This is a genomic window from Bosea sp. (in: a-proteobacteria) (genome assembly GCF_023953965.1).
Lineage (GTDB): Bacteria > Pseudomonadota > Alphaproteobacteria > Rhizobiales > Beijerinckiaceae > Allobosea.
Map to the genome: position 1 here is coordinate 1,842,644 of NZ_JAMLIX010000001.1, position 15,955 is coordinate 1,858,598.

Consider the following 15,955-nt stretch of genomic DNA (forward strand, 5'->3'; position numbering starts at 1 on the left):
TCCTTTCTTTGTAATCTTAGTTTTAAGTCAACTAAAGTATAGATATTGCAATAATTCTGTGTCGGTATATTTATTTTATTTTTAAATATATAATATAAATAAGAATTATATTCGCAACAGCGCCTGATAATCCGATAAAAATCATAGTATCAACCGGAGTAAAAGATAATATATATGAAATATAAACAGATAAAACACGAAAAATAAGAGATATGACTCCGTAGATTAAAAGAAAATTTTGCTTATTTATAACAGGAGCGGCTTTAACGCTAGGAATATTTGCAAATCCAAATATAATCCAGAGAGATAACCATCGGGCATATTCTCCCGCTTCCTGCCACTGAGCACCGAAGACAAAGGCAAACAGTCGCGGCCCGGCAATCATGACGGCGCCAAAAGGGATTATACCGGTTAGGAGTAACGCAGCCGTCGGCAACACGACCAAGCGACGCAAATCCTGCCCCCGGTTAGCGGCCTCTGCAAGTCGAGGGTAGAGCACATTGCCGACCGAACGACCGACCAAAGTAACTGGCGCAGCAAGAAAGCTGTAGGCGAGGGTATAAAAGCCAACGACGGTCGAACCGTAAAAAGCGGCCAGTAAAATTACCGGCAGCCCATGCGATAGAGAATTGAGCAGTTCCTGCGGCGCCCTGAAGAGCGGAAAATCGCGATAAGTCCGAACGAGATCGGACGCACTCTTCTTCGGCTCGGCCGGAAAGGGATTTTGGCGGTAATGCCCGTTCCAGCGCCTTCCGAGTTCGAGCATACCTGCGTGCAGCGCCACCCCGGCAATTGACGTGGCAATCAGCACCGAAGCGAGCGGCAGTACCAGCCCGAGTGCCGCCTTCACGCCGTTGACGACCAGGGCCTGCAAAACGGCCATCCTGGCGATCAGTGCGAACTGTCCCGTACGGATCAGCCATTGCTCGACCGTGGCAAGGAGTGTCGTGAACAACACCACAAGAGGCAGCAGGAAAACGAAGGGCGCGATCAGCTCAAGGCCGAGCAAGCTGATGATCGGCGCGGAAAATGCGACGAGAATCAAGGCCGCAGCCGAAGCGACTATCACGGCGATCGCCAGGGACAGGCGGACGAGCCCTCGAGCGTCCTCGTCAGATTTTGGCAGCACGATGGCGATCGGATACGCCAAGCCGGCAATTGACGCCAGAACCGCTAGGACCGACATGAACACGCCGAGGGTACCGAACGCCTCTGGGCCGTAAAGGCGTGTGATAATTGGGTAGAACGCAAAGCTTATCGCTTGCGCGGCGGCCGTGCCGCCCGCGACGGTCGCCACGTCGCGCACGAAGCGCTTGCGTGCGAGGCCGCGAAGCGGATGCAGGATGCTGCTCAGTGCCTTCACGAGGCGGCTGCCACGGATTCGTAGAGAAGGATGACGTCTTCGGCGAAGTCGCGACGCACGCTGGGCGCCTTTTCCGCGGTGCTCGCCGCCAGGATCGTCTCGACGAACTGTTTCAAGTCGCGCGACGTGAATACGATGGTACCTTCGGGTCTGGCCACGGCGTCGGAAGCGATCGCCGGCTTGCCATACCAGAGTGCCTCGCGCACCGAGAGCGCATCGCCGTCCGTTGTCGTTGGGCGGACGAAAAGGTCGCAATGGCGCAAGATGGCTGGGAAGTTGCTTTGCCCCAGGATGAGCTTGAGTTGAGCATCCGTGCTCAGCGCGGTGACCCGGCGTTCGATTTCATGATGGTATTGCTCAAAGCCTTGTGCGGTCGAAATGCAAATAATGCCGGAAAAGGATTCTTTTATACGAATATCCTGGAATGATTCAATCAGCATGTCCAAGCCATAAAGGTCTTTTCCATCTTTTAATTCAGATCGAAAAGCATTTATGGCAATAATTTTTTGGTTATGATGCTTCTGAGTCTTGATCCAATCCATTATATCATCGGGGATGACCTCTTCATCCGGGGGGGGCGCGATAAAGGCGGGTATGACAGCCGCCGTTGAGCCAAGGCTTTTGGCGACGACCGCATTCACGCCGATCCCCTTATGGCTCAGCATGCCGGCTAGACGCAGCGCAAGCGGTTCGAAACGAGACCCCAGCAGCGCGTGGACCGTTTGGACGACCTTCCTTCCATGCAGTCGGGCGACGATGGTGTGGACGAGGCGAACCAGAGGATTGCTGCTGTGAATATGGACGATGCGGGCGCGGCGCATCATCAGGAGATATTGCCATGGGGACATGTGCCGCAGGTTCGCCGTCCCTTCGGTAGGCAAGCGCGATTCATCCATGATCTCATGGCGAACGCCTCTGTCGGCCAGCGCCCTGGAAAGCCTGTGAACGTGTATTGAAACCCCGCCCTTCGGGGGAGGGACGGCTCCAATGATCAGCAAGCGGTCAAGCATATGGTCGCCCTCTGCGCGCTCAAGAGTCGCGCAATCCCGTTGCTCTGAGTGCTTCCCATAGCCAACCCGTCATCGCGATCGTCAGCGCGAGATAGACTCCGTCGGATCGTCCGCTCAATGTTCTATCCCAGAAAATCCGCAGCTTTTCCTGATCGAAATTGTCTTTCACCATGGAGTTCGAGAACAGGGCTGCTTCGATGAGCTCCCGCCCTCGACCCGCCGTGCAGAGTCGACGAACGGGGGCACCAAATCCGACTTTTCGACGTGTGAGAACCTCTGATGGAAGTCTCGCAGCGACCGCCTGCTTGAAAAACCACTTTGGCTCCAGGCCCTTGATTTTCAACCGGGGATCGACATCGGACATGAAGTCGATGAGACGTGGGTCGATGAGCGGCACACGAGCTTCCACGCCGGCGATCATGCAGGCCTTATCGGTATAATTCAGGTTATGGTCGGGTAGAAATCCACACATTTCAAGATAAAGAAGTCGATTAAGAAGATTTTGCCCCTTGGTTTCTTCCAATCCGCTCGTCAGCGCATTGTCGAATGCCGCATCGGTTATCCCCTCGGAGGCGCCTTTCAGCAGGCCGAGGGCATTGGGCAGGCTGTTCTGATTGAAGGCATTGAGCAGGAAGGTGTCCGAATCGGCATGCCCTATGAGGCCTAGGAGTTTTTCAAATCGCCTCCGCGTCGCACCATCCGGCAACAGCCGGGCGGCGCCGGCGCCGGCCTGTGCGATCCTTGGCCACGCGCCGAAACGCTCTCGCAAGCGCGCCGTCAAATGACGGCGATAGCCTGAGAAAATATCATCGCCGCCCGTGCCGGTCAGAAGAACTTTGACACCGTCGGCGCGAGCATGTTTGGCGATGGCCTCGACAAGCAGGGCAGCGGGATCGGCCGTCGGCTCATCCAGCAGAAGCGGCAAGTCGGGCAGACCATCTAAAATGGCGTCTTCGTCCAAAGTTACGCGAGTTAGAGGCACGTTCAGATGACGGGCGACCCGTTCCGCGAAGGGGAAATCTTCATCGAAACCCTCATTGGATGCATTTCGCCCTGAAGTATCGACGCAATAGGTCCGCGTGGGCCGGTGGCCGGTGGCGACCATGCTTGCGACGACGGCGCTGCTATCGACGCCGCCGCTGAGAAACGCTCCGATCGGAACATCGCTGGTGCACTGGTCGCTGACGACGTCGTCGAGCAGGCTCCTCAGCCCCTCGGGCGTCTTGGAGTGGTCATATCCAGGGCGTCCGCCGATGAGCGGCGCTTGGGGGGGGCGATACCACCGCCTGATTTCAGTGTGCAACCCCTCCCGGAACTCAGCCGTGAGATAATGCCCGGGACGCAACTTCCTGATTTGTTGAACCAGGGTTCTTTCTCCGGGCGTCCATAGAAAAGTCAGATATTCCTTTAGAGCGTCGGTATCCACCGTAATGGAAGATAATATGCGGCAGATTGCCTTCAGCTCGCTGGCGAAGATGAGACGTCCGGAGGACAGACTATAGTAAAGAGGTTTTATGCCGGTATGGTCGCGGGCGAGAAAAAGGCGCTTTTTCTGCCGATCCCAGATCGAGAAAGCGAACATTCCCTCAAGGTCGTGCAACATGTCCGGACCCTTGAGGTCATACAGCGGCGCGAGAACGGCCGTGTCGGAGGCTGCATTGAAGCCATAGCCCTTTCCGGAGAGCATTTTGCTGATAACGCGATAGTTGAATATCTCCCCGTTGAACGTCGTGACGTAGCGACCGTCGCGGCTGACCATGGGCTGGGCCGCGGCATTCGACAGATCGATGATGCTCAATCGGCGGTGGGCAAAGCCAACACGCTCCTGCTCATCCAACCAGATTCCTTGGCCGTCAGGTCCGCGATGCGCGAGTCCGGTGCTGAGATCGGCAAGGCATTCATTATTGGCACTGCCGAGCAGGCCCGCTATTCCGCACATTCGTCGTCTCTTGCCCGGCCTATCAATCAGCAGATGCTCGCGGTTCAGATTGCCGCAATCGATGCAGTGGCTGCGTCTCATGGGAATTTGTATTCAGGGCGCGCCAAATAAGCGGATTAAGTTTATCGGTAAATAGGGGAGGGGGCATTTTGCACATCAAGATTAATGGGAAATTTCTCGTCATGTGGTATATCCATATCGCTGCTGTGGCTGAGCATTCTGCATTCCAGGATGCGAGCCTCTACGCATTCTATGGATCCCGTTAGCGGATAAGCCCAGAACGACAGCGAGCATAACATTATGGTAACGTGTCGCGAGAGCGATATGGCCCGACATCATCACCACCAGAAGCACGAACAGGCATGTCACCCCGAGGCTCCGGTGAGCGTGGTGGAGGCTGGCGAACACAACCGCCACCATCGCTGAAACAAGCAGCAGCAGGGGTATTACCCCGCTTTCTCCCCATACCATCAGAAACGTGTTGTGTGCGCCCTGCCAGACATCGAGCTCCAATATGCCGCCAACGATATGGTGCGCGCTGCCCAGACCGCTGCCGAGTGGAAAATCGTGCAAGGCTCGCTCGATGACGAAGTCCCATAGGACGGTGCGGCCTGTGGTCGTCCTTTCGTCGATCTCGCCGCCGAAGATGTCCGCGACTGCCAGAATGCGGTCCTTCTGGGAAGCGTCCAGTTCAAGCAGCGGCAAATCGGTAACCGTTTCGACCAGCGCCCTGGGGTTCTGAACGAGGACGAGCGCCAGCAGCGAGGTCAGCACGATTGCGACGAGTCCAACTCCTCTGGCATGGCGAACCACATGCCAGCCGAGCAGAATGACGAGCATCGATATCCCGCCCTTGGAGAAGGTCATGATCACGGCGCCGGCGGCCATCGCGACGGCGGCGAACTGTAGCACGCGGAACCGCAAGGGCAGCGCCAGCACGAGCGCGACGGCGAAGCAGGACGCTGCGGCCGCCTCGTTGGGGTTGGCGAAGACCCCCCCCATCCGTTGCTGGGCCGAGAACGGCAGGTTGACATAGTACTGGTACAGCAGGGGGGACATCCATACCGACGCCGCGGCAACCAGGAAGCTGTTCCTCAGGAATTTCAGGAAGCCGTCCAGCCTCCTTCCTTGCGGCAAGCTGGCGACGTAGCCGGCCAGCGCCCAGATGATGAGGATGGAATTGAAGTAGCTCTGCAGGTATTTCGAGGCGGGCTCGACCGAGGCGGCCGGATCATAAAGCAGCCAGCCGAGGATGAGATAACTGGCGATGGCCGCGATCAGCAGGCTGAACGGCGGCGACCAGGCCCGGCGGCCGGTTGTGGCGATGAGGACGAGGGAGGTAGCCAGGATGATGAGCGACACGGCCTGCCCGATGTCGAACATCATGTCGAAGACGCCGTTCAGGTTCAGAACGCAGACGATGACGAGGATGCGCGCCGCCCGGTCGACCCACGGGCTCCGTCCGGACCGCCTCCTTCGTGCCTGCGGCATTGACGGCGCGCCGTCGCCAATCCCGGGCTTCCGCATCCGCATGATCAAAGGCATGCCTCCAGCACCTTGAGCAGAATCGACGCGGTTCATGTGCTGGGAGCATCCACTGCGGCGCTCCGTTTCGCTATTTTTCTCAAGTTCAGCGCCGGCCTCTCGACGAGCCACCACGATAGGCAGGCCGCGGCGACGGCTGCCAAAAAAACCATCACAGCACCAAAAGCAGTGCGCGGAGCTTCGGTGGCAAGATAAACGTTCACCAGCGGCATATGGTAGAGATACAGGCCATAGCTGATGTCATTTCCTCGCAGCAGTCTCTGACTAAGCGTTGGATAGGTAAATGCGGCAGAAATAATAGCTAGAAATAGAAATATAGCCGATATTCCATTAATTCTATTTCCGGTCACTTCAAGAATTTCTAGGTACTTTATAATAATTGTAGCTATTATAAAATAAATCATCCATTTCAGGAATTTTCCCCGAAATATATTCTCGATATAACCCCAATGCCATGCCGTCAATACTCCCGCCATGAAAAAGGCGAGCCAAGGAATAATTGTTACCTGTAGGAGTTTAACAAAGAAGTCTTCAGCTCCATAAAACATATTTATAAAAGTAAAGTGAAGTATGAATGAAATTATAAGTACAAGATATATAAATTTTACCCCGATTTTTCGCGCGACTGTCCAGATAATGGGGAGGGCAATATAAAATTGTATCTCTATGGGGATGGTCCAGAGGCTTCCGTTAAGGACGCCGGTTCCGAAATCGCGGAGGAATTGTGGGTTATAAAATTGCACTATTGTAGCTTGCGCCAACAGCCATCCGATGAAGGAGGTCGAGGCCCAAGGAATTTGCTTGAAAAGCGAAGCCAAAAAAATTGATACAATCAGGCAAACCAAAAGTGCTGGGTATATTCTCAAGAAGCGGTTACGGTAGAAAATTTTAAGATTATTCTGCCTGGAAAAAGATTGAGATATTAGAAATCCCGAAATAAAAAAGAATATCGGTACGCCAGGAAAATATTTGAGAAGCTCAAGGAAAAGGCCCATATTTATTTCAAGATGATCGCAGATATGTACGATTGCAACCTGTGCCGAAGCGAACAGGCGAAGCAAGTCGAAATTATTCTCTCGCGTTGAGATGGTTTGGTCTTTACCAAGCATGGGCATCACCGCTCGCATGCAACCAGCACTTCAACTGCGGCCTGGTTCACCTTTGCCGTCCCCCGATCATCCATCACGCCCCGCACCATCTGCTCCACATATCCCTCCGGCAACCGCTTCGCACATTGCCGCAGCAGCCGGTTCTCCTCCACCCCGCGGCGCCAGGCGAGAAGGCGCAGGCTCGGCCAGGCGCAGCCGTCGGGCGCTGCGTAGATCAGGCCGAAATCACGCTCCCCTCGCCCGGTGAAAGGGTTCCAGCCGCTTGCGGGGTCGCCGAGGCCGGTGCTGTCCCAGGCGGACCAGATCCCGACCCCTTTCAGGTCGAGCGCGTAGGCCTCCCAACCCTGGCGGCGGTAATATCCGTCGGGAGAGAGCAGCTTCGCGTCCTCGCGCGTATCATAGCCGTCCCGTTCCTGACGGCCGGGCAGCCCGGCGAGGTTCATGCCCGGCTGCGCCGGGCGGTGAAGCTGTGCCACGTCCACGAAAGGCAGGATGGCGAGGGAGCCCCGCTCGAGGGTCGCGTAGATGCGGGCCTCGATCCCGGCGCTGTGCGCGAGCGCCCTGAAGCGCTTCATCGCCGGCAGATCCGCGGGCCGGGGCTCGTCGATGGGATAGAGGATGATCTCGCCGGACACGCGCGCCGCCTTTGCCGTCGCCTCGACCCAGTCCCACCAGCCGCGCAATGCGGCGGCCGCTTCCTCGTCCGGCAGCTTGAGGAATGCCCAGGGGCGCGTCTTGATATCCATATAGAGCAGGATGCGCGCCGCCTCGCGATGCGTTTCGAGATAGCGGCGCAACAGCTCGGTCGGACGCTCCCGGCCGCCATCGAACAGGGCTGCCGGGTGCACGGTTGCGGTGTCGACGCCGTAACGCGCGAGGAACCCGGCATCACAGCCGAGAGCCCGTGCGACGGGCAGATGCATCGGCTCGTGCAGATAGGTCCAGAGATTGCCGTGCAGCGGTGCCGTTCCGGGGTCGGCTGGGATAGCGGTGAGGTCGAGGGTCGAGGCGAGCCGATATTCCCCGCAGGAGAGAGCGAGGTCGATCCTGTGGCTTCCGCCGGTTTCCGGGCGGGTCTCGACGAGCAGCAGCATGGCCGATCCCGCCGGCAGCACGGCGCCGTCGAATGGCGTGACGACATCCGGCACCCAGGCGCGGCTCAGGGCCTGGGCGTGGGCGAGCGCGAGGACGCGCGTTCTCACCCCGGCGGCCTGCGCGACGTCGACGTTCACGGACAGCTCCGTGGCGGAGCGATTGGCGACACGCCAGGCGGCGTAGTCATGCCCGCCGGTGAGCGCGACCAGCCGGGAGCGGGGCGCCTCCCGCGCCGGCCGAAGAGTCCAGGGGTCGATCGGTTCCATCGCGCAGCCTGGCGGGCTCGGCGCAGCCGTGGCGTCCGCGCCCAGCGGCATCGCCCAGCGTCTCGCGGGGTCCGGCCCCGTCGGGCGCGGACCGGACGCCGTCTCGATCTGCATCCGCCGGTGCTCGATCGCGAACTGCCGGGCCGCTGCCAGATCAGGCAGGCCGCCGCCGATCTCCTGCCCCGCCGACGAGGCCTCGAAGGCCTCGATCTCGCTCAGGAAGAGGAAGGTGCCGCGCGCGAAGGCCACGACGAGGATCTGGCTGATCCGATGGGGCGGAAAGCGGATGTCGAGGCTGCTCTCGACCGGGGACGGGCTGCTGTCCGTGTCGCTGCCGAGCGGGCTTTCGGCGAGGAAGTCGAAGCGCCCCGAGCCGTCCCCGCCGAACACCACGATCTGGGACGGACGGTAGACGCCGGCCTGCGTTCCGGAAGCCGTGTGGATGCGCACATGGTCGATCGAGGCGGGCTGCGGGAGATCCAGCGCCACGGTGACCGGCATGCGCCAGCTCCAGCCCGCGGCCGAGCCGTTCGTCCAGATCCGCCCCCGTCCGATATGCCCGTCGGTCAGTTCCCGGCCGCCTCGCGCGAGCGCCAGTGCATAGTTCGGCGCCGGATCCAGCCGGTAGGCGGCGCCCAGCAGCCGATTCTGTGGCGCTGCCATGGCCAATTGGCTCATGACGGCCAGCATGGCGGCAAGCACGGGAAGGCGCAGCCATCGGCAACGGCGCCGCAACCCGGCATTCGTGGCCATCATTGCCGCGGCTGCGTCAATTGTTCTTGGCCAGGAACTTGGCGTGCTGCTGTCGCAGTTGCGCCAGGGCCCAGTCGACCCGGCCCTGATCGTACTTCTCTCCGAACAGCACCATCGGGATCGTTCTGAGCGCGATCCTGAGATCGAGCCAGAGGCTGGCATTGTAGACGTACCAGATGTCGAGCGCCGCCTTGTCGTCGGCCGAGATTGTCCGGCCGCCGACGATCTGCGCCCAGCCGGTCAGCCCGGGGCGCACGATAAGCCTGGCGGCGTGTGCGTCGGACTGGTCGCGCGGCAGGAGCGGGCGCGGCCCGATCAGCGACATCTCGCCGCGCAGCACGTTGATGAGCTGCGGCAATTCGTCGAGCCGGGTCCTGCGCAGGAAATCGCCGACCGCGCAGGTGCGCTCCGCATCGCTCAGCCGGCGGCCGTTCACATCCACGGCCGGGCGCATCGTCCGGAACTTCAGCACATGGAAGGGCCGACCGCCCAATCCGGGCCGCCTTTGCCAGAACAGGACGGGCGTGCCCATCCGGGCCGCGACCAGAGCGACGACCATCACCATGACCGGAGCCGCGAGCACGAGCGCGGATGCCGACACGCCGACGTCGATCGCGCGCTTGAGGAACCAGTAGCGGCGGCGGGTGATCGCGGCGAGGTCGCTGCGATCGACGAGGATGCGCGGCCGCTGCGCCTCGCCCTCAGGCATCGCGAAGAGATGGGCGGAGCCGGCGCGATCCTCCGTCGCCGCCGCGATGACATCGGGCAATTCCATGACCTGCGTGGAGCCCGCGGCCCTGGCTTTCGCCAGGAAGGAGCGGGCCGCGACCGGCAGCCCGTTCTCCGGCGCCGCCAGGACGAGACGGCTTACGTCCACGCCATGCGTCTGGAGTTCGCGGGTCACCTCCGCCAGATCCTCGACATGGCCGAGGATGCGCAGGCCGAAGGCCGTGCGGCCGACCTGCTTGCGCGAGGTCGTGACGAAGCCGACGACGTCCAGGCGCCCGGACGCATAGGTCTGGATCAGATGGAGGATCATGCCGCTCAGGCTGTTGACGCCCACGATCAGGACGCTGTCGGATTTCGCCGCTCCCTCGCGCGGCAGCACGCTGGTCGCGAAAGCGCCCGCCTGGCGCAATCCCGAAAGATGCTGGGCCAGCTTGCGGGCGCCGATCAGCGCGGTCGCCCCGAACAGGAACTGCATCGCCGGAATGCTGCGCGGCACGCCATCCAGGCGCGTGAAGGTGAAGGTCGAGGCCATCGCGACCAGGATCGCGATCGCCGTGACGACGGCGATCCGCCAATAGACCCGATATGAGCTCAGCCCCCACAGCTCGCGCCCGATGCCCGCGGCCTGAAGGCCGAGAAACAGGGCCGCCGCGCCGACGCCGACATAGGGGTTCGCCAGGATTTCGCCGAGGAGGAACTTCTCTTCCGGGGTGCGGAGATAGAACGCCATCACCGTGACCAGCACGAAGACGCAGGTGTCGACGAATGTGAGGGCTAGGGAACGCAAAGCTCGATCTCTCCAAACGCAAATCAAACTGCGCTGTGCCCCGATGCGCTGTTGGCCGGGCAGCCTCCTCGTTACACAGGATCTTCGCAGGCGTCTAGTGAAACTTAACGCTTGGTTAACTAAGCAATCCTCCGTAACGGCGCGCTGAACGAAGATTACCTTAGGGAATGTCCTGCTTTCTGGCCCCGGCCGACGCCGTTGACAGCTCAGTAAGGTAAACGCCAGCCTATTCACGCTGGATAACAAAGCAATAATTCAGTCGCGAAAATCAATATTTGCTGAAAAACCTGAGATCAAGACGAAGATGATAGCAATTCCCGAAATAACGGGAGTTGTCAGATGAAGTCCGTGGCCGCCCTTTCGTCCGTGGTCGCCCTGGTCCTGGGTGTCTCCGTCACCGTTGCTACGGCGATGCCCCGCATGGCGTTGCCCGATTTCGAGGCGAGGCTGCCGATGGCGCCGCGTTTCGTCGACGATGTTGTCGAGATGACGCCGATCGCCGCGGTGAAGTTCTGCCTGGACTATCGCGACCAGTGCCGCGCTTCCGACGAGGAGCGGGTCACTTTGACGCAGGAGAGCTGGGCGGAGCTCGTCGCCGTGAACGCCCGGATCAACCGGCGCATCGCTCCCGATGCCGGCAAGCACGGCTATGACTGGTCGCTCGAGACGACGTTCGGCAACTGCAACGACTATGCGGTCCAGAAGCGGCAGGCGCTGATCGAGCGCGGCTTTCCGATCTCCGCCCTGTCCCTGACGGTCGCGGTGACGCCGCGGGCCGAGGGCCATCTCGTCCTGACCGTGCGGACCGACCGCGGCGATTTCGTGCTCGACAATCTGCGCCCCTCGGTCGTGGCGTGGAGCCGCACGGGATATCGCATGATCAAGCGCCAGTCGGCGGCCGATCCCGCCGTGTGGGTCACGGTCCGGGCCGAGCAGGATACGGTGCGGGTGGCGCGGCTGCAGCAGCGTGAGAAGGCGCGCGAGGCGGGCCGGGTGCCGGCGCGTGTCGAGCAGGCGCGTTTCGAGGTTCCGGCCGCGCCGGTGCCGGCCGTCGTCGAAGCGGCGGCCCCCGCCGTGGAGCCTGCGCAGGATGCCGGCCCGCTGGTGTTCTCGCTGCCCGGCTTCGGGGCTTTCACCGGCTCGCTCTACCAGCCGTCCTTCGACCTCTCGTCCGAGCTGCGCGACGGCGCGGCGGCGAAGGTCGGGTTCCACGACTGGCCGCGGCGCCTGTCCTGAGCGCCGTGGCGGCTCAAGCCTCCCGGCGCCCGAGCGAGATCACGGTGCAGCAGCCGAGAATGGCGGCGGCATAGAAGGCGACCGCGGGAATCTGCAGCGAAAAATCGACGAGGCTGTGCAGTGAGATCAGCAGCAGCCCCGCCAGGCCCAGCGCCGGCACGAAGCGATAGCGCTGGCGCTCGCGCAGGCCGGTGAGGAAAGCCCGCGCCAAGAGGACGATCGCGACCGGCGCGAGCACGAGGAAGAGGAGGCCGAGCCCCATGCCTCCTTCGATGAGGCCGTTATGCGCCGCGTCCCAGACGCCGGCGATCCCGGCGCAGTCATGGTCGCGATAGGCGGGGAAGATGTCCTGGAAGGTGCCGAAGCCGGTGCCGAGCGGCAGGTTGTCGACGAGCGCCCGCCCCATCAGGCCGAAGGCGCAAAACCGCGTATCGTCGAGCCCCGCCCGTTCGATGCGGTAGGCGACGCGGCCGCCGAGCAGCAGATAGATCAGCCAGAGCCCGAGCGCGAGCCCGCCGAGCTTGGCGAGCCGCAGCCAGGATGCCGGCAAGGCGGCGTTGCGGCTCGCGGTCAGGCGATGGCGGGCCATGATCGCGACGAACAGCAGCAGCGCCAGGAGCGTGGCGCCGATGGCCCCGCGCGACTGCGTCAGGAACAGCGCGAGCAGCTGGATGAACGCCAATCCGGTAAAGAGCAGGAACCGCCTCTCGCTGCGTGAGGACCGTCCGCTGCGGCCGCCGAGACGGGCGAGGAACTTTTCCGGCTCGATCGTGCGAAGGTGGTGGAAGCAGAACGCCACGCTCACCAGCAGGCCGAGGCCGAAGAAGGTGCCGGCCGAATTGCGGTTGACGAAGAAGGAGGTCAGGCTGTTTCGGTAGGGGTTCACCCCCGCCGACAGCGGATCGGTGGGGAAGAAGAACAGCTCGATCAGCCCGAAGGCGGCGGCGACGGCGCTGAGATAGGCGAGCCGCCGCAGCATCGCCAGGGCGCCGTCCTGATCGGCGACCGCCCGCAGCACCACCAGGAAGCCGAGGACCGGCGCGAGCGCCAAGAGGCTGTTGCGCGTCTGTGCCGGCGACACCGAGATCGCGCCCGAAACCGGGCCCAGCACCTCGCGGGCGGTCTGCCAGGCCGGATGCTCGAACGGGTTGCCGTCCCAGCGGAGCGACTGGACGAGCGCCAGCATCGCCAGGGCCGTCAGGATGAGCCCTGCGGCGAGCCCGAGCCGCTGGACGGCACGGTTATGGACAGGCAGGAAGGCCGCGACCGCGGTCATCGCCGCCGCGAGCAGGGCGCCGATATGCAGCGAATAGGGATCGACCCCGCCGAGATTGACGAGCAGATAGGCGAGCGTGCCGAGATAGGCATATTGCAGCGCCAGCGGCGTGCGCTGCGACGACAGGTCAAATCTCGGCATCGGCCGGGTCCTGCTCGATGAGACGCGCACCGGCCTCGTCGATGACGAGCGTGCTGAGGGTGTTGGTCAGATAGGCGCCGGTATCGAGGTTGATGCGGTTGGCGCGGAACTCGGCGGCCGCGACGGGCGTGTGCCCGTGGACCACGGTGAAGCCGAAATCGGCCTGCGAGCCGAGGAAATCCTCCCGGATCCAGGCGAGGTCGTCGAGCGTCTGCTTGTCGAGCGCGATTCCCGGCCGCAGGCCCGCATGCACGAAGACGTAAGACCCGAGCTGGATGAACGGCTTGGCCGTCGCGAGGAAGTCGAGATGGTGCCGGGGGACGGCGAGGCGAGCCTGCTCGAGGAGCGCTGCGCCGCCGTGGCGCACCGTCAGCGGAGCGAGGCCGTAGGACAGCAAGGTCTCGGCGCCGCCAAGCGCGCGCCATTGCTCGAAAGGGATCTGCCCGTCGAGATAGCCCTCCAGCAGCAGTTCATGGTTCGCCTTGGCGAGCGCGACGGCCCGTTCCTGCGAGCGCTCGATGAGGCAGTCGATGACGCCGCGGGAATCGGGACCGCGGTCGACGAGGTCGCCCAGATAGATCTCGATGCTCCTGACCGCGCCGCGCCCCTGCCGGTCGCGGTCGATGCGCCGCTGCGCCTGCCGCAGGCAATCCAGCCGGCCATGAACATCGCCCACGGCATAGAGCACCCAGCCCTCGGGGGCCGGGGCATAGGAGCGGGGCTTCTGGCGGCGGAACAGCATGCGCCCTCCGGATGGGCAAGTGGCCGATCGTCCGGCCACCCGCGCATATCGTCGTGTGCCATGGCAGGCAAGAGGGCAGGATGAGCGTGCTCGGGCGCAGGCTGTCTCCGCGCCGGCGCAGCTTCAGAAGCGCCAGATCAGCGGCACGATGAAGACCGCGACGACGAAGAACCAGATCAGCAGCGGCAGGCCGAGCTTCCAGTAATCGCTGAAGACATAGCCGCCCGGGCCCATCACCATCAGGTTGGTCGGCGTCGCGATCGGGGTCAGGAAGGCGCCGGCGGCGGCCACCGCCGTGCTCATCAGCACCGGGCGCGGCGAAATGCCCATGCTGGCGGCGGCGGCGACGCCGATCGGGATGATGATCAGCGCGGTCGCCGTGTTGCTGATGAGCTGGCCCAGCACCGCGGTCAGCACGAACAGCCCGGCGAGCAGCGCCATCGGCCCGGCATCGCCGACCATGGCGACGAGGCGGTCGGCCAGCATCTGCGCGGCGCCGGTCTCGATCATCGCGGTGGAGAGCGGCATCATCGCGCCGACCAGGATCACGGTGGTCCAGCTGATCGCGCGGTAGGACTGCTCGACGGTCATGATGCCGCTGAGGATGATCGCGCCGGCCGCCAGCAGGCCCGCCACCGCGGATGGCACGATGCCGGTCGCCAGCATCACCACCATCGCCAGCAGGATGATGATCGCCTGCTTGGCGCCCGGCCCCATCGGAACGGCCTGGCGCCTGACCAGCTCCGGCGACGAGACGACGAGCACGTCGGGATCGTCGAGATGGGTGTCGAGCGCCTTCCAGGTGCCTTGCAGCAGCATGGTGTCGCCGGGCTGGAGCACGACGCCGGCCGTCTTCGGCTCGTCGCCGTCCGTGGGCTCGCCGGCGCCGCGCTGCACGGCGAGGATGATGAGGTCGCCGCTCTCGGTGACCATGCCCGGAAACACGGTCTGGCCGATCAGGCCGGAACGGGGCGGGATCACCACCTCGGCGAGGCCCGAGCGGCGGTTGAACAGGGTTTCCTCGCTGTCGGTGGGCCCTTCCTCGCGGAAGGACAGATGCATCCGGGCGGCGAAATCGGCCACGGCCTCGGCATCGCCGCGCAGCAGGAGCTGGTCGCCGTCGGCGATCGCGGTGCGGCGCAGGGGGCCGGCGGTCGCGCCGTCCTGGACGGCGACGAGCTGGAGGCCGGGCCAGTCGGCGAGCGTGATCGCGCTGGAAGGCTGGCCGACATAGGGGCAGGTCGCGCGGATGCGCAGCTGGTGGATGCCGCTCGACAGCCCGTATTGCTCGACCAGGGTCTTGGCGTGGCGGCTGAAATCCGCCGGCATGGTCGCGCCGTTGCGCTGCGGCAGCAGCCGCTCGCCGAACAGGATGATGATCGCCATGGTGCCGACGAGCAGCGGGACGCCGGCCAGCGCGAACTCGAAGAAGCCGAAGCCGCCGACGCCGGCATCGAGCGCCGCCTCCGAGACGAGCACGTTCACCGGGGTGCCGGTCAGCGCCAGCATGGAGCCGGCATGGCCGGCAAAGACCAGCGGCATCAGGAGCTGCGAGGAGTTGCGCTTGAGCCTGACCGCGGTGACGACGACGACCGGCAGCAGCGCCGCGACCGCGCCGTTGAGGCTGATCAGCGCGACGAGCAGCGCCACCAGCCCCATCATCAGCACCAGCAGGCGGGTGCGGCTTTCCTCGCCCGCACCCCTGATCAGGAGCTGGCCGGCCCAGGCGGTGACGCCGGTGACCTCCAGCCCCGACGAGACGACGAAGAGCGAGGCGATGAAGATGACGGCCGGGTCGCCGAGGCCGGCGAGCGCCTGGGGCAGGGTGAGCACGCCTGTCGCCCACAGGCCGAGCGCCGTGCCCATCGCGACGAGCACGACGGGCACCCTGTTCGTGATGAACAGGACGACGGCTATGGCGATGATCAGGCCGGTATAGGCGATCGGGCTCACGCGGCGGCTCC

General features: G+C 62.9%; 11 protein-coding genes. 1 reads left to right on the forward strand and 10 read right to left on the reverse strand.

Features of this window, described 5'->3' with window-relative positions; translation table 11 throughout:
- Positions 1 to 70: 70 nt before the first annotated feature.
- The 7 genes from M9917_RS08475 to M9917_RS08505 all read right to left on the reverse strand — a co-directional run bounded on the left by M9917_RS08475 (position 71) and on the right by M9917_RS08505 (position 10,596).
- Entirely contained in the window at positions 71 to 1,363 is a 1,293-nt protein-coding gene (locus M9917_RS08475) for a lipopolysaccharide biosynthesis protein (RefSeq protein WP_297252693.1), read from the reverse strand.
- Positions 1,360 to 2,259, reverse strand: coding sequence for a glycosyltransferase (locus M9917_RS08480; RefSeq protein ID WP_297252695.1), 900 nt, complete (start codon positions 2,257 to 2,259; stop codon positions 1,360 to 1,362). The genes M9917_RS08475 and M9917_RS08480 overlap by 4 nt, the downstream gene beginning before the upstream one ends.
- Before the next feature lie 133 nt (positions 2,260 to 2,392).
- The gene (gene asnB / locus M9917_RS08485) at positions 2,393 to 4,393 is read right to left on the reverse strand and encodes an asparagine synthase (glutamine-hydrolyzing) (RefSeq protein ID WP_297252696.1); all 2,001 of its coding nucleotides are present in this window, start codon (positions 4,391 to 4,393) and stop codon (positions 2,393 to 2,395) included.
- 99 nt (positions 4,394 to 4,492) lie between these two features.
- The gene (locus tag M9917_RS08490) at positions 4,493 to 5,893 is read right to left on the reverse strand and encodes an O-antigen ligase family protein (protein WP_297252698.1); all 1,401 of its coding nucleotides are present in this window, start codon (positions 5,891 to 5,893) and stop codon (positions 4,493 to 4,495) included.
- Positions 5,890 to 6,966, reverse strand: a complete 1,077-nt coding sequence (locus M9917_RS08495; protein ID WP_297252699.1) for an acyltransferase family protein — start codon at positions 6,964 to 6,966, stop codon at positions 5,890 to 5,892. The genes M9917_RS08490 and M9917_RS08495 overlap by 4 nt, the downstream gene beginning before the upstream one ends.
- A 5-nt stretch (positions 6,967 to 6,971) precedes the next feature.
- Entirely contained in the window at positions 6,972 to 8,990 is a 2,019-nt protein-coding gene (locus tag M9917_RS08500) for a hypothetical protein (protein ID WP_297252701.1), read from the reverse strand.
- A gap of 106 nt (positions 8,991 to 9,096) precedes the next feature.
- On the reverse strand, positions 9,097 to 10,596 hold the full coding sequence (locus M9917_RS08505; RefSeq protein ID WP_297252702.1) for a sugar transferase: 1,500 nt from the start codon (positions 10,594 to 10,596) through the stop codon (positions 9,097 to 9,099).
- 339 nt (positions 10,597 to 10,935) lie between these two features.
- On the opposite strand from M9917_RS08505, the gene M9917_RS08510 reads away from it, so the two are divergent.
- Complete coding sequence (locus M9917_RS08510) at positions 10,936 to 11,832, forward strand: transglutaminase-like cysteine peptidase (RefSeq protein WP_297252704.1); 897 nt, start codon at positions 10,936 to 10,938, stop codon at positions 11,830 to 11,832.
- Positions 11,833 to 11,845: 13 nt separating this feature from the next.
- Here the strand turns inward: M9917_RS08510 and M9917_RS08515 are convergent, their stop codons facing one another.
- The 3 genes from M9917_RS08515 to M9917_RS08525 form a co-directional block, all read right to left on the reverse strand.
- Entirely contained in the window at positions 11,846 to 13,249 is a 1,404-nt protein-coding gene (locus M9917_RS08515) for a hypothetical protein (protein WP_297252706.1), read from the reverse strand.
- Entirely contained in the window at positions 13,236 to 13,991 is a 756-nt protein-coding gene (locus M9917_RS08520) for a metallophosphoesterase (protein WP_297252708.1), read from the reverse strand. Before M9917_RS08520 ends, M9917_RS08515 begins: the two co-directional genes overlap by 14 nt.
- A gap of 123 nt (positions 13,992 to 14,114) precedes the next feature.
- Positions 14,115 to 15,944: an SLC13 family permease gene (locus M9917_RS08525; RefSeq protein WP_297252710.1), complete on the reverse strand. Its 1,830-nt coding sequence runs from the start codon at positions 15,942 to 15,944 to the stop codon at positions 14,115 to 14,117.
- Positions 15,945 to 15,955 lie beyond the last annotated feature (11 nt).